The organism is Methylobacterium guangdongense (assembly GCF_038442355.1).
GTDB classification, from domain to species: domain Bacteria; phylum Pseudomonadota; class Alphaproteobacteria; order Rhizobiales; family Beijerinckiaceae; genus Methylobacterium; species Methylobacterium guangdongense.
Genome location: NZ_JBBXMX010000022.1, coordinates 57512 through 75262, shown reverse-complemented (window position 1 = coordinate 75262; position 17751 = coordinate 57512). Strand labels below are relative to the sequence as shown.

16 protein-coding genes are annotated in these 17751 nt (G+C 70.5%); 5 read left to right on the top strand and 11 right to left on the bottom strand.

Annotation, left to right across the window (positions count from 1 at the left end):
• The 9 genes from AAHG09_RS26980 to AAHG09_RS26940 all read right to left on the bottom strand — a co-directional run.
• Nucleotides 1-2782 (bottom strand): S8 family serine peptidase (locus AAHG09_RS26980; protein WP_342110615.1); only part of this gene is annotated, 2782 nt, incomplete at its 3' end.
• A gap of 431 nt (nt 2783-3213) precedes the next feature.
• Complete coding sequence (locus AAHG09_RS26975; protein ID WP_342110613.1) at nt 3214-4026, bottom strand: TonB family protein; 813 nt, start codon at nt 4024-4026, stop codon at nt 3214-3216.
• 62 nt (nt 4027-4088) lie between these two features.
• Nucleotides 4089-4526 (bottom strand): TonB system transport protein ExbD, encoded by a 438-nt coding sequence (gene exbD / locus AAHG09_RS26970; RefSeq protein WP_342110611.1) that lies wholly within the window; start codon nt 4524-4526, stop codon nt 4089-4091.
• Nucleotides 4527-4530: 4 nt separating this feature from the next.
• Complete coding sequence (gene exbB, locus AAHG09_RS26965; protein ID WP_342110609.1) at nt 4531-5517, bottom strand: tonB-system energizer ExbB; 987 nt, start codon at nt 5515-5517, stop codon at nt 4531-4533.
• Between the two features lie 479 nt (nt 5518-5996).
• A complete protein-coding gene (locus tag AAHG09_RS26960) occupies nt 5997-6755 on the bottom strand; it encodes an SHOCT domain-containing protein (protein ID WP_342110608.1) in 759 nt (252 codons plus the stop codon).
• 144 nt (nt 6756-6899) lie between these two features.
• Nucleotides 6900-7499, bottom strand: coding sequence for a nitroreductase family protein (locus AAHG09_RS26955; RefSeq protein WP_342110607.1), 600 nt, complete (start codon nt 7497-7499; stop codon nt 6900-6902).
• A 121-nt stretch (nt 7500-7620) separates the two neighbouring features.
• The gene (locus AAHG09_RS26950; RefSeq protein WP_342110604.1) at nt 7621-7839 is read right to left on the bottom strand and encodes a BrnA antitoxin family protein; all 219 of its coding nucleotides are present in this window, start codon (nt 7837-7839) and stop codon (nt 7621-7623) included.
• A gap of 64 nt (nt 7840-7903) precedes the next feature.
• The gene (locus AAHG09_RS26945) at nt 7904-8194 is read right to left on the bottom strand and encodes a BrnT family toxin (protein WP_342110600.1); all 291 of its coding nucleotides are present in this window, start codon (nt 8192-8194) and stop codon (nt 7904-7906) included.
• A 260-nt stretch (nt 8195-8454) separates the two neighbouring features.
• Nucleotides 8455-9522, bottom strand: coding sequence for a GSCFA domain-containing protein (locus tag AAHG09_RS26940; protein ID WP_342110598.1), 1068 nt, complete (start codon nt 9520-9522; stop codon nt 8455-8457).
• 114 nt (nt 9523-9636) lie between these two features.
• Here AAHG09_RS26940 and AAHG09_RS26935 point away from each other — a divergent pair, with 114 nt between their 5' ends.
• Entirely contained in the window at nt 9637-10641 is a 1005-nt protein-coding gene (locus AAHG09_RS26935) for a WcbI family polysaccharide biosynthesis putative acetyltransferase (RefSeq protein ID WP_342110596.1), read from the top strand.
• Between the two features lie 6 nt (nt 10642-10647).
• On the opposite strand, the gene AAHG09_RS26930 is transcribed toward AAHG09_RS26935, so the two are convergent.
• Nucleotides 10648-11052 (bottom strand): response regulator, encoded by a 405-nt coding sequence (locus tag AAHG09_RS26930; RefSeq protein ID WP_342110594.1) that lies wholly within the window; start codon nt 11050-11052, stop codon nt 10648-10650.
• 364 nt (nt 11053-11416) lie between these two features.
• Between AAHG09_RS26930 and pal the strand changes: the two genes are divergently transcribed.
• Entirely contained in the window at nt 11417-11911 is a 495-nt protein-coding gene (gene pal / locus AAHG09_RS26925; protein WP_342110591.1) for a peptidoglycan-associated lipoprotein Pal, read from the top strand.
• A gap of 49 nt (nt 11912-11960) precedes the next feature.
• Here pal and AAHG09_RS26920 read toward each other — a convergent pair whose 3' ends face one another.
• Nucleotides 11961-13028 carry a methyltransferase domain-containing protein gene (locus AAHG09_RS26920; protein ID WP_342110589.1) on the bottom strand — a complete coding sequence of 356 codons (1068 nt, stop codon included), beginning with the start codon at nt 13026-13028 and terminating at the stop codon, nt 11961-11963.
• 470 nt (nt 13029-13498) lie between these two features.
• On the opposite strand from AAHG09_RS26920, the gene ybgF reads away from it, so the two are divergent.
• From ybgF to ftsH, 3 genes are all read left to right on the top strand, one after another.
• Nucleotides 13499-14521, top strand: coding sequence for a tol-pal system protein YbgF (gene ybgF, locus AAHG09_RS26915; RefSeq protein WP_342110588.1), 1023 nt, complete (start codon nt 13499-13501; stop codon nt 14519-14521).
• 127 nt (nt 14522-14648) lie between these two features.
• A complete protein-coding gene (tilS, locus tag AAHG09_RS26910; RefSeq protein WP_342110587.1) occupies nt 14649-15773 on the top strand; it encodes a tRNA lysidine(34) synthetase TilS in 1125 nt (374 codons plus the stop codon).
• A 3-nt stretch (nt 15774-15776) separates the two neighbouring features.
• Entirely contained in the window at nt 15777-17699 is a 1923-nt protein-coding gene (gene ftsH / locus AAHG09_RS26905; RefSeq protein ID WP_342110586.1) for an ATP-dependent zinc metalloprotease FtsH, read from the top strand.
• The last annotated feature ends 52 nt before the right edge of the window (nt 17700-17751 follow it).

The window sequence follows — 17751 nt, the reverse complement described above, 5'->3', positions numbered from 1 at the left end:
TGCCGTCGCTGATGAGCAGGCCGGCATTGCCGAGGCCGGCCGGCGCCGAGAGGCTGGCATTCTGGGCGAGCGCGACGGTGCCGGCATTGGCGAGCGGCCCGGCGAGGCTGTAGGCGCCGGTGACCGCGAGGGTTGCGCCGGCGGCGTTGGCGAGGGCGCCGTCGCTGGCGACCGTCCCGGTGACCGCGAGGGTGCCGGCGTCGTTGCGGATGGCGCCGTCGATCCGGCCGGCGCTGGCGAGCACGGTGCCGGCGTTGGTCAGCCCGCCCGCGAGGGTGCCGCGGGTGGCCAGCGTGCCGGCGTTCGACACGCCGCCGGTGACAGCACCGCCGTTCAGTGCCAGCCCAGTGTTGGTGAGCCCGCCCGCGAGGGTGCCGCTGGTAGCCAGCACGCCGCTGTTCGACACACCGCCCGCGATCGTGCCGCTGTTGGCTGCCTGCCCGGCATTGGTGAGGCTACCGACGATCATGCCGCGCGTCGTGAGCGTCCCGGTGTTCGACACCGCGCCGGAAATCAGGCCGGTGTTGAGGGCCTGTCCGGCATTGCTCAGCCCGCCGTCGATCGTGCCAATGTTGGCCAGGGCGGCGGCGGCGGCATTCGAGACGGCGCCGTTGATCGTGCCGGTGTTTCCCAGGATGTTGGCATTGGCCACGGTGCCGGCGATCGTGCCGCTGCTGAGCAGAAGGCCCGCGTTGGTCACCCCGCCGGCGATCGTGCCCGTGGTGGCGAGCGTTCCGGTGTTGGCGACGCTGCCGATGACCATGCCGTCGTTGCGCGCGGTGCCGGTATTGGTCAGCCCGCCGGAAATCATACCGCTGTTCGCGAGCGATCCGGCATTGGCCACGGCCCCCGCGATCATGCCGGAGGTGGTCAGCCTGCCGATATTGGTCACGCCGCCGATGATCGCCCCGCCGTTGAGCGCCGTCCCGGCATTGATGAGGCTGCCGACGATGGTGCCGCTCGTCGCCAGCGTGCCGCCATTCGACACAGCGCCGGCGATCACGCCGCTGTTTGCCAGGAGCCCGGCATTGGCCACCCGCCCTGCGAGTGTGCCGCTGCTCGACAGAATGCCGGCGTTGATCACCCCGCCCAGGACCGTGCCGTCGTTGACCAGGGTGCCGCCGCTCCGCACACCGCCGGAAGCAAGGCCGGCGTTGGTGAACCGTGCCCCCTCGTTGACGAGGACGGGGGAGGCGAGCCGGCCGGTGGCTGTCAGAATCAGCGCGCCGTCCGACACGAGGGTACCGCCCGTGAAGGTGTTGGCCGCCGACAGGAGCACCGCACCGGCACCCGTCTTCACGAGCGCGCCCGCTCGGGCGCCATCGGCGACAACACCCGCGACCGTTGCGGTTCCGCCATCGATGCGCAGGCCCCCGATCCTGTCGAGCGTGATGGGGCGCGCCGTGGAAAAGCCGTCGGCCAGGATCCGCAGCGTGCCGCCGCCGAGGGTGAGCCCGGTGCCGGCCGCGCCGAGATTGGCGTCGCGCGAGACCGCCAGCGTGCCGCCGGTGATCGCGGTGCCACCGGCATAGCTGTTGGTGCCGGCGAGTTCGAGGGTTCCGAGCCCGGTCTTGATCAACCCGCCAGGGCCGGAGATGGCGTTGGCGAAGCGGGCGTCATAGGCTTGGCCCTTGTAGGTGGTGTCGACCGTCCAGGTGGAGGTGAACTGGCCGGGGCCGTCGATCGCCTTGCCCAGGTTCAGCAGCCCCCAGCCGTAGGTGGCGTTCGGCGCGTCGGCCGGCCCATCGCCGAGATGGGTGGCGGTGGTGAACATGGTCTGGGCGACCTGCGGGGCCGTCAGGAAGGGGAACGCCTGCATCAGCACCGCAGCCGCGCCGGAGACGTGCGGCGCGGCCATCGAGGTGCCGCTCTTGTAGTTGTAAGGCTGGCCCATATCGGTCGGCGTGGTCGACAGGATCCCGACCCCCGGCGCGGCGATGCACCACGCGGCCGTGACACCGCACCGGTTGCTGAACGAGGCGATCGTGTTGTCGCGGTCGGTCGCCACGACCGCCACGACCGAGCCGGCGACACCGGAGAAATCGATCTGGCTCTGATCGATCGGATGGCCGATCGTGTCGCCGATGAACCGGTAGATGTCGTAGAACTGGTAGACCCCGCTCTTGGCATTGCTGGGTTTGATGTAGGGAAGGAGCGCCGGGCTGGCGGGATTCTGGGAGATGACCGGCTGGAATTCGTAATTGTTTTCGGCGGCAAATACGAAGAGCGTGCCGCTGTCGATGGCCCGCTTCATCGCGTTGTACTCTGCCAGCATGTCCGGATAGGAAAACGTGTAGTGCTGGAAGATCGGATAGCTCGGATCGGTCAACTCCCATCCGTAGCTGCCGTTGTAGACGCGCGCGCCTTTCTCCGCCGCGTGGGTGATGGCGGCGGGATAATCCACGCCGAAATCCGAGATGGTCAGCCACGCGTAGGTCGCAGGCGGAATCCCGTAGAGGCTCAGGATCGTGCTGTCGTAGGCGACGCCCATGGTGCCGGTGCCGGTGCCGTCGCGGGCCGCGGCGATCGTTCCGGACACGTGGGTGCCGTGGCCCTGCTCATCCCGGACGAAATCGGGAATGAATGTCCGATCGGATGCCAGGAAGAAGTTCCGGGAGTCGGGTGAGATCCGGCCGGCAAATTCCGGATGGTTCCGATCGATGCCGGTGTCGTAGACTGCGACCGTGACGCCGAGGCCGGTGAAGCCGCGTGCGTAGGCGGTCGCGGCATTGATCTGCGCGAGTCCCCAGTCGGCCCGGTATTCCGGCGTGTCGAAATCCACCGCGCTCGGCGACGCGCCTGTCGGGACTCCCTGCGCGGCTGCGGATGTCGACGCAGCCGCCAAGACGGCCAGCGAGCAGCCGACCAGAAGGCTCTCGCGCGTGGGCACGCGCCGGCGCAGGGACCCGATCAGCCCCCCGGTCCCGATGCGACGGAGCGCGCCGTCGCGCACGGGGCCCGATGCGCGGTCCCGCGCCGAACCCGCATCCAATCCCGCCGAGCGCGTCCTGGTCCCTGGTCTCATCGCACAGTTCCGCCTTGAGAGACGAGTATTAAGAAAATAATCAGATTTGCGGTCGGCACTGGGACCGGAGCGTCCGAGGACGTCGCCTCAGAGCGGCCTCAGCCCCGCGTCGATCGGCACGGCGGCCGTTGATCCCGTCCGGGCCGGTCTCCCCACGGCCCGGCCCTCCGACCCTGCGGGGGGCTCCGTCAGCGCCGGAAGTTCAAGGGAATGGTCAGCGCGATGGATCGCCCCCCCGGCGGCGGCGGGTACGGTGCTGCGCGGGCCATGACCGCCACGGCTTCCGCGTCCAGGGCGGCGTTGCCCGAGGATGCGACGAGCCGCACGTTGCTGGCACCGCCGCCCGCCGTGAAGGTCACGCTCACCAGGGCGACACCGGTGGTGCCGTGCGCATCGGACGGGAAGCGCTTGCTCCGCACGATGCGGCTGCGCACCTCGCTCTGCCAGGCCGCCCGGGCGTCCGCGCTGCTCGTGTCGCCGGCCGTGGGCGCGGCAGTCCGGTCGGCGGTCCGCTGATCGGAACGCGGGCCGCCCCCGTTGCGCGAAGCGACCACCCGCTCCTCGCGCGGCTTCTTCGGCTTCTTGACGGGTTCCACCGTCTTGTGTGGCTTGGCCTGCGGAGCCGGCGTCTCGGGCTTCCGGGCCTCCGTCTTCTTGACCTCGGGTTTGGGCGGCGCCGGAGGCAGCACCGCCTCCGGCTTCAGATCCGGCGGCGGGGGCGGAGCCGTGACCGCTGCCTCGGGCGGGGGCGCCTGTTCCTCGGGCGGGGCCGCCTCGTCCTGGGCGGTCGAGGCCGGCCCCTCGGCCTGGTTGTCGACCTCGGACCGGGCCACCGTCGGAACGGGAGCGAGGTCGACCATGACCGCCGCCGGGCTCGCCGGCGGCGGAGGAATGTCCGCCGCGGGCGCATGAACAAGAATCGCGTAGATCCCGAGATGAGCGCCGGTGACGAGTGCGGCGGCCAGCCCCCAGGCCAGGGCGCGGATCGGTGCCGCGGGCATCTCCCTCCGCGGGGACCGGCGCGCGGCCATCGCGACCGCGAAGGAGGCGGGCGGCGGGTGCATCATGGCTGACCGCCAGCCCCCGTATCCTCCAGCCCGACCAGGCCGACCTTCAGGTAGCCCGCGCCGCGCAGCAGATTCAGCACCTGCATGAGTTCGCCGTAGGGCACCCCCTTGTCGGCGCGCAGGAAGATGCGCTCGTCCTTGTTGCCCTTGGCGGTCTGATCGAGGGCTTGGCCGAGGGCGGGGCGCGCCACGGTCTCCTCCCCGAGGGCGATCGAGAGATCGGCCTTCACGCTTACGAAGATCGGCTTGTCGGGCCGGGGCTGCACCGGCGCCGCGGAGGTCGGCAACTCCACGGCGACATCGACGGTCGAGAGCGGGGCGGCCACCATGAAGATGATCAGCAGGACCAGGATCACGTCGATGAACGGCGTGATGTTGATCTCGGCGTTCTCGGTGAGTTCGTCGGCGTCGTCGCGCCCGATGCGGACCGCCATCGGCTTACTCCGCCGCCACGTGCAGGCCGGCCTGCCGCGGCCTGTGCGCGCCGACGGCCCGGACATCGAGGTCGCGCGAGAGGTGGCAGAGCACCAGGGTCGCGGCGTCGGCGAGCAGCGCCCGGTAGCTGGCCACCGCGCGGGTGAGGGCATTGTAGATCACCACGGCCGGGATCGCCGCCACGAGGCCGATCCCGGTGGCGAGCAGGGCCTCGGCGATGCCGGGGGCGACCACGGCGAGGTTCGTGGTGTGGGATTCGGCGATGCCGATGAAGCTGTGCATGATGCCCCAGACAGTGCCGAACAGGCCCACGAAGGGGCCGGTCGAGCCGATCGTCGCGAGGATCCCGGTCTGGGCGGCGGCCCGCTTCGCCTCGGCGGCCTCGAGGCGGCCGAGCGCTGCCTGGGCGCGCTCCCGGATCCCCTCGGCCGGCAGGCCGGGAGACCGCGCGATCTCCTCTTCGGCGGCCGCGATGAGCGCACCGGCCGCACCGCGCGGCACGGCCACGCTCGCCGCGGACAGGCTGGTCACCGCCCGGATCTCGGCGAGCGCCCGACGCATCCGGCGCTTCGCCACCCACAGGGCGATCGACCGCACGAGCAGGATCGTCCAGGTCGCCACCGAGGCGATGGCGAGCAGGGTCATCACGCCCTGCACCACCGGATCCGCCCCGAGGAACATGCCGATCGGCGAGAGATCGTGGCGGGGCTTCGATGGGACCTCCGACCCGGCCGCCGGCGCCCGCGTCTCGCCCCCAGGGGCCTGTCCCGACAGGTCGCTGCGCGGAGCCGGAGCCGGAGCCGGAGCCGGAGCCGGAGCCGAAGTTGGAGCCAGAGCCTGGGCTTCCTGCGCTGTGGACGCGGGTGGCTCCGGGACCGCCTGCTGAGCGTGAGCGGGCGAGAGGCTCAGGCCGGCCATCAGCACGACCAGGCGCGCAATCCGGCGCGGTCTGCGAGGGAGCATGTCGGCGGGATGGAATTGTCCGATCATCAGACCGCGCTCTCTCTCGCTATCCGAAGGAGGTTCACCCCGTCTGTCGGACCACGCGGAGAAAGTGACAGCGTCGAGACGAAATTTTTCGCCGGCATCAAAGCTGGCTGCGCTGTGAGCGGCTGAACCCGGTTGCCGGTGAATCGTCCGGGTTTCCCGGCGGCTCCAACTCTCGCCGGGATGGAGCCACCGAAGTGGATACCGGTTCGGCGCAGGAGCGCGTGTCACAACAGAGGCTTGGAGCCGCACCCGCCGCACGGCCACCGGGCAGACCTCGGGTCGACGACAGGCGGGTGATCGCCACCATCCCGTCACGGCCACTCCGACGGTGACCTGCAAGTACACCCGCAAGCACAGCAGGATCGCCGGGCGGCGGCGCAATCGGATCGCGGCCCTTGCCGTCGGCCCCAACCCGTTGAAAGGGCTGGGGCGAAACCCTCCGGGGGTCCCGGATTGCAAAGTCGCAGTCGGGGCGCGCCCTAGAGCCGCGCCAGCAGCTCCGCCTTCTTGTCGGAAAACTCCCGGTCGGTGAGCACGCCCCGGGCGTGCAGCTCGGCCAGCCGCGCGATGGTGCCCAGCACGTCGTCCGGCGGGGAATGATCCGCTACGGGGGCCGGTGTCGGAGCCTGGGCCGGTTCGGCCTGCCGCGGGGCGGCCGCCTCCGCCTCGATGCGGCGCAAGCGCGCGAGATCGACGGACCCCGCGGGCCCGGTGAAGCCGAGGCTGCCGTTCGATTGCGAGACCCCAGTGATGGGGTGCTCGCCGGTGTCGTAGACGGCCACGCCCGAACCCGATTCAACGGCGAGCCGCCGGCTGTCCGGAAAATACGCGTAGCGCATCCCGTTCTGTGAGCCGGTGCTCGCCGGGGCGCCGAGATTCGCCGGCCACCATTCGCCGCCATCGCGCCGGGCCGCGGGCGCCGCCTGCGAGAAGCCGCCCGCCGGCAGTGCCGCGGCGAGTTCGGTGCAGAGGGCGTCGACCCGCGCCTTCAGCGCGTCGTCGAACATCCGGCCGACCATCACCATGCCGCCCGCGAACCACTGGCCCATCCCGCCGAGATCGGGATGATCGAACTGCGCCATCGTGCCGTGGCCGCGCTCCAGCGCCCGCACGAGATGGCGCACCCCGTCGAGGCTGACCCCGTGGCGGTCGGCCACGCTCTGCAGGCCCGAGGCATGGTCGAACCGCCCGTCATCGAGGAAGGCGGCGACCGCGGCACCGCTGTCGGACGAAGCCATGAGCCAACTCCTGAAGATCGCAGGGCGGGTAAGATGGACCCAGGCCCGGCTCGACGACGGTGCCTGCCGGACCCACGGCCGGACCCACGATGGCTTTGCGCTGCGGACACAATCCCCGGGCGAAGCAGCCGGTTCCGATTCGGCTTAGTCCGCGGCGGCCGGGAACGGCCCCGCGATGGTGAAGTCGGTGATCGGCCGGCGGCCGTTCGGGGCCTCGCGCGGCCGCTGCTCCTCGGTGAGCTCGGCCTCCGGGATCTTGCGGCCGACCGCGAAGGCCGCCTCGATCCGGTGATTGGCGGGCAGGCGCAGCAGCTCGGGGGCGCGGACGTGATCGAAGCCGACCAGGCCGTGGGCGTGCCAGCCCTGGTGGATCGCCTGGAGCTGGAACGCGAGCGAGGCGGTGCCGGCATCGAAGGAGTGGCTGTAGGAGGGCTTCAGCGCGTCGCCGACCTTCATGAAGCCGTTCGACACCAGGAACACGATCGCCCCGGTGCCCGCGACCCATTTCTGGTTGCCGGGCACCAGCAGGCCGAAGAACGTCTCCCAATGGGCATCGCCCCGCAGCGCGTAGAGGAAGCGCCAGGGCTGCGAGTTGTAGGCCGAGGGCGACCAGCGCGCCGCCTCGATCATCCGCATCAGCTCGGCTTCGGGCACGGCCTCGCCCGTGAAGGCGCGGGGCGAGTGCCGCTTCACGAAGACCGGATCGATGTCGTGGTCGGCGTGGCGGGGCGGGGGCAGGCTCAAGGGATTCGTCTCCGGAGGGGCGCGGGCGCCCGGGTGGCCGAGCTTGCCCGAAACGTCCGCCCGGAGGCAAACCCGGATTGGCACCCAGGCCGCGGAAGGTTCGAGCCTGTTCCGCGTCGGCTTATCGTCCGGCCTTCTTGGCCTGCTGAGTTTCCATGTAGTGCCGCAGCACGGCGTTCATGCGGGTCTGATAGCCTCTGCCGCCCTGCTTGAAGAACGCCACCACATCCCTGTCGAACGTCGCGTGGATCGCGGTCTTGCCGGTAGGGACGTAGACGGTCGCGTGCGCCCACGCGTCCTCATTGATCGTCGCCGGGTTGTCCGTGTCCTCAGCGGCCATCCGCTCGATCTCATCCTCAGACAGGGCGCGGAGGGTTGCCCAATCAGTCTGGCCGTGTGTCGGCTTAGCCGCCTTCCCTGGCATGGTAGACCCTCCTTTCTTTCCGGTTGGCGAGGCGGGCGGACACGATCCGCTGTTTGCCCCCACGCGGTGTGAAGGTGATGTTGAAGATGATTCCGTGCAGCGCAACGATCATATTGAAGCGCTGTTCTCCGTAATCCTGCCGCCGATCCTCTTTGACCAGGGCAAACCGCCCATCGAAGGCTGCTTCCAGATCGGCGAAGTCGATCTTACGGAGAGAGATGGTGAGCGCATTTTTCTCATCATCCCACTCGGTCAGATCATTCTCACCCATGTCGCAATGTACATAATTATGGACATTAAGCCAAAGGACACATTGCCGAGGACCTGAATTTTTGTCTGAAGGCCCGTGGCGGATGTGATCGGTTCTGCGTTTGCAAGCGTTGGCTGCAGCTGGCGCGCGCGCCGCTCGGATCCGAGGGGAGTCGATGATCCTCGGCTCCTCTCGCGCTCAAGCTTCCGTCTCAGGTCGATGTCGGGGCGCCTTCGACAGGCTGATCGGCGCGGAAGCCCGAAGCTCGCGCCGCGCCGCGTTCACGCCACGCTGCGCTCGATCTCCTCCTCGTCGCAGATCACGCCGGCATTGCCCTCGAACTCGGCCGCGAGGTCCACCGGCGCGTGGGTCGGCGCCGGGGAGACCCGGTCGCGCGCGAAGGTCGCCAGGAACAGGCGCATCACGTGGCGCACGCCCGCGTCGTTGATGGTGCGCTGGTCCTCGTTGTAGTAGCGGCCCGCGTTCACGTTGCTCGTGACGATGTCGTAGGCCGGGAAGTAGACCGCCCGCGGGTCGCCGCGGCCCACCACCTCGCCGGCCGCCACCCGCAGCACCGACTTGGAGTAGCTGTTCGACTCCATCACGTGCCGGTCCATGTAGGTGGCGATCATCGGCACCGGCGAGACCGTGAAGATCACCCGCGCCTTCGGGTTCACGCTCCAGAGCCGGTCGAGGAAGCCGTTGAGGTCGCCCAGAACCTCGGCGGCGCCGGCGTTGACGCACTCGTAGAGTTCAGGGTCGAAGGTGCCGCCCGCGACGCCGGGGGCCAGCGGCAGCGCCGCCCCGTCGGCCCGCCAGCGCCAGCCCTCGGTGAGGCCGAGCGTCAGCACGAACACGTCGAGCGTCTCGAACAGGCGGCGCACCTCTGCGAGATGCGCGTCGCGGGCGGCGACCACCTCGGCCTCGCTGGCAAAACCCGCCGGCTCGACCGTGGGGCGGAACGGGTCGACGTAGCGGCCGTCGTCGCGCAGCCACGCCTTCAGCTCCGGCTCGAATTTGCCGTAGGCCCGGTCGAAGAGCTGCACGAACTGGCGCGTGTAGTAGAGATTGCCGTACCGCGCCGAGAACGTGCCGAACTGGCGGGCATTGGCCTCCTCGGCGCCCATGCCGGGGGGCGGCGGCTCGGTCAGGTAGTAGTTGAAGCCGGCGCCGCGCACCGCCTCGGCCACCCGCTGCGCGAAGCAGGAGCCGCCGGTGGCGACCTTGTCGGTCGGCGCGATCACGAACGTGTCCTTCGGGTGCGGATTGACCGCGAAGGGCGGCACATTGGTGACGACCTTGCGCCAGAATCGCTCGGCCGGTAGACCCGTATACGGATTCAACGCCATCTTCGAACCCTCTTCCTCACGACGGCGACGGCCCTCGGGACCGCTGACCCGTCCGCTGACACGGCACGCGACGTGGCCCTGAACGACCTGCCCCGGCGCGCCCGCAGCGCGTTCATGTTTCCGACGTCCAGTTGGGCGCCTACCTGGGCGACACCATGGCGGAACCGCGCCCGTGCCGCTACGGACCGCGACGGGCCGAGCATCGCGGTCCTGGGCAATTGCCAGGCCCGGGGCGTCGCCCGGGCGATGCGCCTGCTCGCGCCGAAGAGCCCGGTCCGCTACCTGCCCATGGGCTCGCTGAAGCGCGACCACGGCCATATCGACGGCCTGATCCGGACCCTGCGGACCCACGACCACGTCTTCTCGCAGACCTTCCCGGCCGGGCTGATCCCGGGGGGGGACGCCGCTGCCCTGCGGGCCGCCGATCCCCGGCTCAGGCTGTTTCCCTCGATCGTGTTCTCGGCCTTCCACCCCGACATGGTCTATGCCGGCCAAGCCTCGGACCTCGCGGCGCTGAAGCTCGCGCCCTCGCCGATGGGGCAGTACCATTCGGCGATCGTGCTGGCTGCCCACCGGCTCGGGCTCGCGCCTGACCACACCGCCGGCCTGTTCCGCGAGGACGTCTTCCGGCGCCTCGGATACCTCGACCATTGGGATCCGGCGGTGCGCGAACTCGTCGGGTCGGCCGAGGCCCTGGGCTTCGGCCTGGAGCGCGAGCTGACCCGCTGGGCGCGCCGGGGCGCCTTCATGCACCTGATGAATCACCCGAAGGCGCATGTCGTCGGCGACATCGCCCGGCGCCTGCTCGTGGAGAGCGGGATCACCCCGGAGCCGGTGGAGATCGAGGATTACCTCGGCGACGAGCTGACCCAGGACGTGATCTGGCCGATCTATCCGCCCGTGGCCGAGCAGTTCGGGCTGACCGGATCGTACCTGTTCAAGGCGAAGGCGTCGAAGTCCAAGGCGCTCGACGACTTCCCGGTGCTCTACGACCTGCCGGGCTTCGTCGCGGCGAGCTTTGCGATCTACGACACCCTGCCGGCCGGCGACCTCTCCTGCCCGCGGGTGGAAGCCTGGCTCGCCGCGCCGGAGATCGTGGCCCTGTTCCGGGCCGGCTGAACCCGCTCAGCCGGCGGCGCGGAGAGGCGCGCCGAGCGTCGTTTCGCCGAGCCCTTCGACCATCATCCGCACCAGCCGGTTGACCTCCTGCATCTGGAACGGCTTGCGCAGGAACAGGCTGCCGGGCACGCCGCTGCGGCCCATCGTGTCGGTCGAGGTGTAGACCACCGGCCGGTCGGGATGGAGCGTCCGGAAGGCATGGGCGACCGTCCAGCCGTCGATCAGCCCGGGCAGGTGGATGTCGGTGAACAGCCAGTCGATCGCCGCGCCGCGCGCGCGCAGAAGCGTCAGCGCCGCCTCGCCGGTGGAGGCCTCGATCACCCGGATACCGTGCGTTTCGCACAGGCTCGCGACGATTTCGAGGAGCAGATAGCTGTCCTCGACGATGAGGACGCTCTGGGCGGGGCGCATGGCGGAAGGACCCGGTGTTCGGCCCGACGATTAAGGGATCGATAGGGTTGAGGATCCCTTAATCAGCCCCCTCGGTGCGTTACCGGACGGTGCGAACCCCACGCGCTCCTGTTGCAGCGCCGCAACCGATCCGCATGAAATCGCCCGTCCGGGTCGTCCGCCCCGCGGCCGCCGCATTCGGGGCGCGTCCCCGGGTGTGTCAGCGCACGCCGCCGAACGTTGCAGGCCGTCACCACCCGCCCGCGCAGCCCGGCGGAACCGTCGCTTAACCATCCGCGCCTAAACACGGCGCTCAAGGACTACGCGGACCTGCCTCGAAGACCCGCAGCCGGCCTTCGGCCCCGCGCGAGGAGTTTTTACGATCATGACGCAGCGTTTCCGTGCCGCCGCCCTCGGCCTCGTCCTCGTCGCCGGCCTGGGGCTGGGCGCCTGCAGCAACGACAAGGACCTCGCCGATGCCTCCGCGTTCGGGGCCGGCGCCGCGACCCCGGGCAGTGCGCAGGACTTCGTCGTCAATATCGGCGACCGGGTCTTCTTCGAATCGGACTCCACCGACCTGACCCCCACCGCGACCGCGACCCTCGACAAGCAGGCCGCGTGGCTCCAGCGCTACCCGCGCTACACCTTCATCATCGAGGGCCATGCCGACGAGCGCGGCACCCGGGAGTACAACTTCTCCCTCGGCGCCCGCCGCGCCCAGGCGGTGAACGACTACCTCGCCACCCGCGGCATCACGGCGAGCCGGATGCGCACCGTGTCGTACGGCAAGGAGCGGCCGGTGGCGGTGTGCAACGACATCTCGTGCTGGTCGCAGAACCGCCGGGCGGTGATCGTGCTGGACCGCGGCGCCGGGGCGTAAGGCCCGCCGCATCCCTCGCCTCTGCGCGGGACCGACGGCTCCGGCCGGCTCACGCGGGTGAGCGGGAATCCCGCCGCCCGCCCGACAACCAGAGATGCAACCGGGAGCGTGGCCTGGGCGGGGTCGGATCCGCGGCAGGCAGGGGCGGGGGCACGTGAAGCGGGCTGCCCGCGATCTGTCGCGTCTGATCGGCGAGCTCGATCAGGATCCGGTCCATGAGCGCGCGCCGCCGCGCCTGGATCGCGTCCGGATCGATCGCCTCCCGCCCAGGCCGGAGCTGGACGAGGAATTCGGTGGCCGGCATCACGACCAAACTCTCGACCCGTAGGTCGAGGAACGCGAGCGCGCCGAGTTCGAGCATCATTAACGCAAAGCTTGCCGGCACGAACACCCAGTTGTGCGCGTCCACGTAATCCGGGACGTCGCGGTAGCGCAGCATCTGCCACGCGATCTCGACGTGGTGGAGGAGTTCGGCCGTCTGGGTGTCGCCCTCGAACCAGCCCGGGCAGCCGCCCTTGGCCGCCATCCGCAGGGCGTAGTCGAGGTGCGTGCGCGTGTCGTGCCGGTCCCGCTTGTCCTCGTAGGCGACGATCGCGTCGGCCGTGGTCGAGGGGTTGCGGTATAAGTCGAAGCACTTGCGCTTGTCGGGGACCGCGAGACGGAGGCTGCCCTCCGGCCGGAGCAGGGTGCGCGCCGCCTGGAGGAACCGGATCACGTCGGTCGTGTGCTCGATGACGTGGCTCGCGATGACGGCGTCGAACGTGCCGTGGTGTTCGGCCGGAACGGCGTCGATCATCGCTCCGCTGTGCCAGACGAAATCGACCTCCTCGATCTTCGCGGTATCGACCCAGGAATCGGCCGCGTATTTGGCGACCAGCTCTGCCCGGGTGGCGTGATCGAGGCTGAAGCTGTTCCAGCCGGCGCTGCGCGGCACGAGCGGATTGTGGGCCGGCCCGATCTCGATGATCTTGCTGGCCTTCGTCAGGCCGTCCAGAAGGGACTGGTCCCGGGCGACGCTCGCGGGCGCCGCATCGGAAGCGAGCTGAGCCACGCGCTGCACGGCATGGTCGCCGGGGGTCGAATGCTGCGCGCGACTCGGGGTGGGTAATTCGCTCACGTCGATACGCTTCAGCAGGGCATGGGCCAAGAAGAAACCGTATCCCCCGAAGTTGACGTGAAGCTTGCCTTGCGAAATCACGCGTAGATCGTGCGCCTGGCGCGTGTTTTTGCCGGGATCTTCAAGGACTCGGCGGGACTGCACCGAAGATCTGTGAAAATCGGAAGATGCGGACTTGGCGCGTTCAATCCGTATCCTTGCGCCGCCGGCCCGAGGGCACGATTTGGGATCACGGGCCCGGATCGGGGGACCGCGCGATCCGCCGTCCGGCTGGCCGCGGCACGGGACGATCGGAGACGTCGCCCGGCAGACCGCGCGAACCCCGCGCCGTGGGCGTGGAGCCCATCTCCCCGATCGTCACCGGACGGAGCGCGAGCCCGATGTCGTAAATCGTGCGGGCACGCCCCAGTTTTGCCGCTGATCGGCGCATCTGATAGGGCCTCGCGCCGACACCGGATCGCAGCCGCATCATGACCGCCCGCCTTCGCACCCGCCTCGCCGTCGCCACCGCCCTGGGGGCCACGCTCCTCGGCCACCCGGCCGCCGCGCAGGACGCCTCCGAGCTGGTCGTGCGCCTCGGGCGCATCGAGAACCAGTCCCGCGTGATGGCGGGGCAGATCGAGACCCTCCAGTACGAGAACCGCCAGCTCAAGGAGCAGCTGCGCAAGTTCCAGGAGGACGTCGAGTTCCGCCTGAACGAGGGCAAGGGGGAGGGCAAGGGGGGCGGAAAGCCAGCCCCTGCAGCCGCCCCGTCCTCGGGGCCGGGCGGCACCGTCAACGGCGTCAATCCGGGTTCCGGGCGGCCGGGCAAGCGCGGCGACGCGTTCGATCCGTCGCAGGCCCCCGGGGCGCCGGGCGCGCCGATGCAGCTCGGCAGCACCCAGCCCTCCGCGCCCCTGCCGCCCCGCGAGGCTTTCGAGGCGACCGAAGCCGCCGAAGCCGCGCCGCGGCCGCAGCGCCTGCCGCAAGGGGCCATCGAGGGCGAGGAGGAGGACGCCGAGGCGGCCGCCCCCGGCTACGACCAGCCGGTCGACCTGCGCCCGCCGGCGCGCACGGGGGCGATCCCGGCCCGACCCTCCGAGAGCGTCGCCGCCACCCGGACGGGCGATCCGGCGGCCGATTACGAGGCCGCGGTCGAGCTGTACCGCGGCAAGCAGTACGAGCAGGCCGAGATGGGCCTGCGCCAGTTCATCCAGTCGCATCCCCGCGACAACCGCGTCGCCGGTGCCACCTACTGGCTCGGCGAGAGCTACCTCGCCCGTGGCCGCAACCGCGAGGCGGCCGAGCAGTTCCTGAAGGTCTCCACCGACTACGCCCGCTCGAGCCAGGCTCCCGATGCCATGCTGAAGCTCGGCGTCACGCTGGCCGCGCTCGGCGCCCGCGAGCAGGCCTGCGCGACCCTGGCCGAGCTGGATCGGAAGTTCCCGAATGCCGGGGCGGGTATCCGCCAGGGTGTCGCGCGCGAGCAGAAGCGCGTCCGCTGCGGCGCCTGATTGGTCCGGGTTCCCGAAGGGCTCAGCCTTTTGGCGGGGTGTCGGGGCGGAGCCCCGATCCCCTGGGTGACCCGCGACGGCAGGGCTCCGCCCTGCACCCGCACAAGGTCACGGACCTTCTGAATCCATGACCGGCTCCGCGGACGACCCCGTTCTTCAGGCTCTCGAACCGTGGCTCGGCGGTGGCGTGCTGCTCGCCGTCTCGGGCGGGCCCGATTCCAGCGCACTGATGCACGCCGCTGCGGCCCTGGGCGCGCGTGCCGGGGTCGCCACCGTCGATCACGGCCTGCGCCCGGAGGCCCGCCCGGAAGCCGAAGGCGTCGCCGCCGCCGCCCGGGCGCTCGGCCTGCCGCACGCGATCCTGTCCTGGGCGGGACCGAAGCCGGCGGCCGGCCTGCAGGAAGCGGCCCGCGCCGCCCGCTACGACCTGCTGGCCGCCGAGGCCCGCCGTATCGGCGCCGGGCTCGTGCTCACCGGCCATACCCGCGACGATCAGGCCGAGACGGTGCTGATGCGCTTGGCCGCCGGCAGCGGTCCCGCGGGGCTCGCCGGCATGCGCGCCGAGCGGGTGCTGGCGCCCGGGATCACCCTGGGACGGCCCTTCCTGGCCTTGCCCAAGGCCGCGCTGATCGCGTGGTGCGCGGCCCGCGGCATCCCCTATCTGCGCGATCCCAGCAACGCCGACCCGCGCTTCGCCCGCGGCCGCCTGCGCGGGGCCTGGCCCATCCTGGAGCGCGAGGGTCTGACCCCCGCGCGCCTCGCCCGCCTCGCCGAGCGCGCCGCCCGCGACGAGGCGGCTTTGCGCATCGCCGCCGAGCAGGCCCTCGACGCCGCGCGGCTCCCGACCGAGGGCGCGACCCTGCGGCTCGACGGAACCAGGCTGGCGGCCCTGCCGGAGGCGATCGCCCTGCGCTGCCTCGATCGCGCCCTGACGGAGGCGGGGGCGGCGCCCCGCCGGCTCGAACGGCTCGAAGCCCTGGTGCTCGAATCGCTGCTGCCGGCTCTGCGGGGCCGGGCTGCGATCCGGCGCAGTCTCGCGGGCTTCCTGATCGCGACGGAGCCCGCCGGTACGGTGAGCCTCGCCGCGGCGGCGCCGCGCCGGCCGAGGGCGAAGAGTGCTGCCCTCGCCGCAGGGGTGTCGCCATTACTTGGCAAGGGAGGCCCCCCCGCTTACATTGGCGCTGTGTGCACGGAGGGACTGGCCGAGCCGGTCGACGCGTCCGTCCTGGGGGTCGCGCACGCCAAGGATTGATCGATGAACCCGAATTTTCGCAACTTTGCCTTGTGGGTCGTCATCTTCCTGCTTGTGCTGGCCCTCGTCACCCTGTTCCAGAATCCGGGGCATCGGGGCGGCGGCAGCGAGATCGCCTACAGCCAGCTTCTGAACGATGCCGATGCCGGCAAGATCCAGTCGGTGGTGATCTCCGGGCAGGACGTGTCGGGCACCTACGTGGGCGGCGGCAACTTCACGAGCTACGCGCCCAACGATCCGAGCCTGGTCTCCAAGCTCCAGGGCAAGGGCGTGCAGATCACCGCCCGTCCGCCGTCCGACAACACCCCCTGGTTCATCCAGCTCCTCGTGAGCTGGCTGCCGATCCTCGTCTTCATCGGCGCCTGGATCTTCCTCTCGCGCCAGATGCAGTCCGGCGCCGGCCGCGCCATGGGGTTCGGCAAGTCGAAGGCGAAGCTCCTGAACGAGGCCCATGGTCGCGTGTCGTTCGACGATGTGGCGGGCGTTGAGGAGGCCAAGGAAGACCTCCAGGAGATCGTGGAATTCCTCCGCGACCCCCAAAAATTCCAGCGGCTCGGCGGCCGGATCCCGCGCGGCGTGCTGCTCGTCGGCCCGCCCGGCACCGGTAAGACCCTGATCGCCCGGGCGGTCGCCGGTGAAGCCAACGTGCCGTTCTTCACCATCTCGGGCTCCGACTTCGTCGAGATGTTCGTGGGCGTCGGCGCCAGCCGCGTGCGCGACATGTTCGAGCAGGCCAAGAAGAACGCGCCCTGCATCATCTTCATCGACGAGATCGACGCGGTCGGCCGCCACCGCGGCGCCGGCCTCGGCGGCGGCAACGACGAGCGCGAGCAGACCCTGAACCAGCTCCTCGTGGAGATGGACGGGTTCGAGGCCAACGAGGGCGTGATCATCATCGCGGCGACCAACCGCCCCGACGTGCTCGACCCCGCCCTGCTGCGTCCCGGCCGGTTCGATCGCCAGATCATGGTGCCGAACCCGGATGTCACCGGCCGCGAGCGCATCCTGCGCGTCCACGTCCGCAAGGTGCCGCTGGCGCCGGATGTCGACCTCAAGACCATCGCGCGCGGCACCCCGGGCTTCTCGGGCGCCGACCTGATGAATCTCGTCAACGAGTCGGCCCTCCTGGCGGCCCGCCGCGGCAAGCGCATCGTGACGATGCACGAGTTCGAGGACGCCAAGGACAAGGTCATGATGGGTGCCGAGCGGCGCACCCTGGTGATGACCGAGGATGAGAAGCGGCTCACCGCCTATCACGAGGGTGGCCACGCCATCGTGGCGCTGAACGTCCCGGCGACCGACCCGGTGCACAAGGCGACCATCATCCCGCGCGGCCGGGCGCTCGGCATGGTCATGCAGCTGCCGGAGCGCGACAAGCTTTCCATGAGCTTCGAGCAGATGACCTCGCGGCTGGCGATCATGATGGGCGGCCGCATCGCCGAGGAGATGATCTTCGGCCAGGACAAGGTGACCTCGGGCGCCCAGTCGGACATCGAGCAGGCGACGCGGCTCGCCAAGATGATGGTGACCCGCTGGGGCTTCAGCCCGGAGCTCGGCACCGTCGCGTATGGCGACAACAACGACGAGGTCTTCCTCGGTATGTCGATGGGCCGGCAGCAATCCGTGTCCGAGTCGACCGCCCAGAAGATCGACGCCGAGGTCCGCCGCCTGGTGGAGACCGGCCTGGAGGAGGCGCGCCGCATCCTCGCCGAACGCAAGGACGACCTAGAGGCCCTGGCGCAGGGGCTCCTCGAATACGAGACCCTCTCGGGCGAGGAGATCCGCAACCTGCTCAAGGGCCAGCCCCCGATCCGCGACGGCGGCGACGTGCCGCCGACCCCGGCCCGGGGCTCCTCGGTCCCTTCGGCGGGCCGCGGCCGGCCGAAGGAGAGCGACGGCGGTCTGGAGCCGCAGCCGCAGGCCTGAGCCTCTGGGTTGAGATGAACGAAGAGGGCGCCGCGAGGCGCCCTTTTTCGTA

Coding starts and splice junctions, on each gene's coding strand:
- AAHG09_RS26940 (WP_342110598.1), bottom strand. CDS start 9,522: ATGGCGTTGAATCCGTATACGGGTCTACCGGCCGAGCGATTCTGGCGC.
- pal (WP_342110591.1), top strand. CDS start 11,417: ATGACGCAGCGTTTCCGTGCCGCCGCCCTCGGCCTCGTCCTCGTCGCC.
- ftsH (WP_342110586.1), top strand. CDS start 15,777: ATGAACCCGAATTTTCGCAACTTTGCCTTGTGGGTCGTCATCTTCCTG.
- AAHG09_RS26960 (WP_342110608.1), bottom strand. CDS start 6,755: ATGGCTTCGTCCGACAGCGGTGCCGCGGTCGCCGCCTTCCTCGATGAC.
- AAHG09_RS26935 (WP_342110596.1), top strand. CDS start 9,637: ATGTTTCCGACGTCCAGTTGGGCGCCTACCTGGGCGACACCATGGCGG.
- exbD (WP_342110611.1), bottom strand. CDS start 4,526: ATGGCGGTCCGCATCGGGCGCGACGACGCCGACGAACTCACCGAGAAC.
- AAHG09_RS26930 (WP_342110594.1), bottom strand. CDS start 11,052: ATGCGCCCCGCCCAGAGCGTCCTCATCGTCGAGGACAGCTATCTGCTC.
- AAHG09_RS26975 (WP_342110613.1), bottom strand. CDS start 4,026: ATGCCCGCGGCACCGATCCGCGCCCTGGCCTGGGGGCTGGCCGCCGCA.
- tilS (WP_342110587.1), top strand. CDS start 14,649: ATGACCGGCTCCGCGGACGACCCCGTTCTTCAGGCTCTCGAACCGTGG.
- exbB (WP_342110609.1), bottom strand. CDS start 5,517: ATGATCGGACAATTCCATCCCGCCGACATGCTCCCTCGCAGACCGCGC.
- ybgF (WP_342110588.1), top strand. CDS start 13,499: ATGACCGCCCGCCTTCGCACCCGCCTCGCCGTCGCCACCGCCCTGGGG.
- AAHG09_RS26950 (WP_342110604.1), bottom strand. CDS start 7,839: ATGGCCGCTGAGGACACGGACAACCCGGCGACGATCAATGAGGACGCG.
- AAHG09_RS26945 (WP_342110600.1), bottom strand. CDS start 8,194: ATGGGTGAGAATGATCTGACCGAGTGGGATGATGAGAAAAATGCGCTC.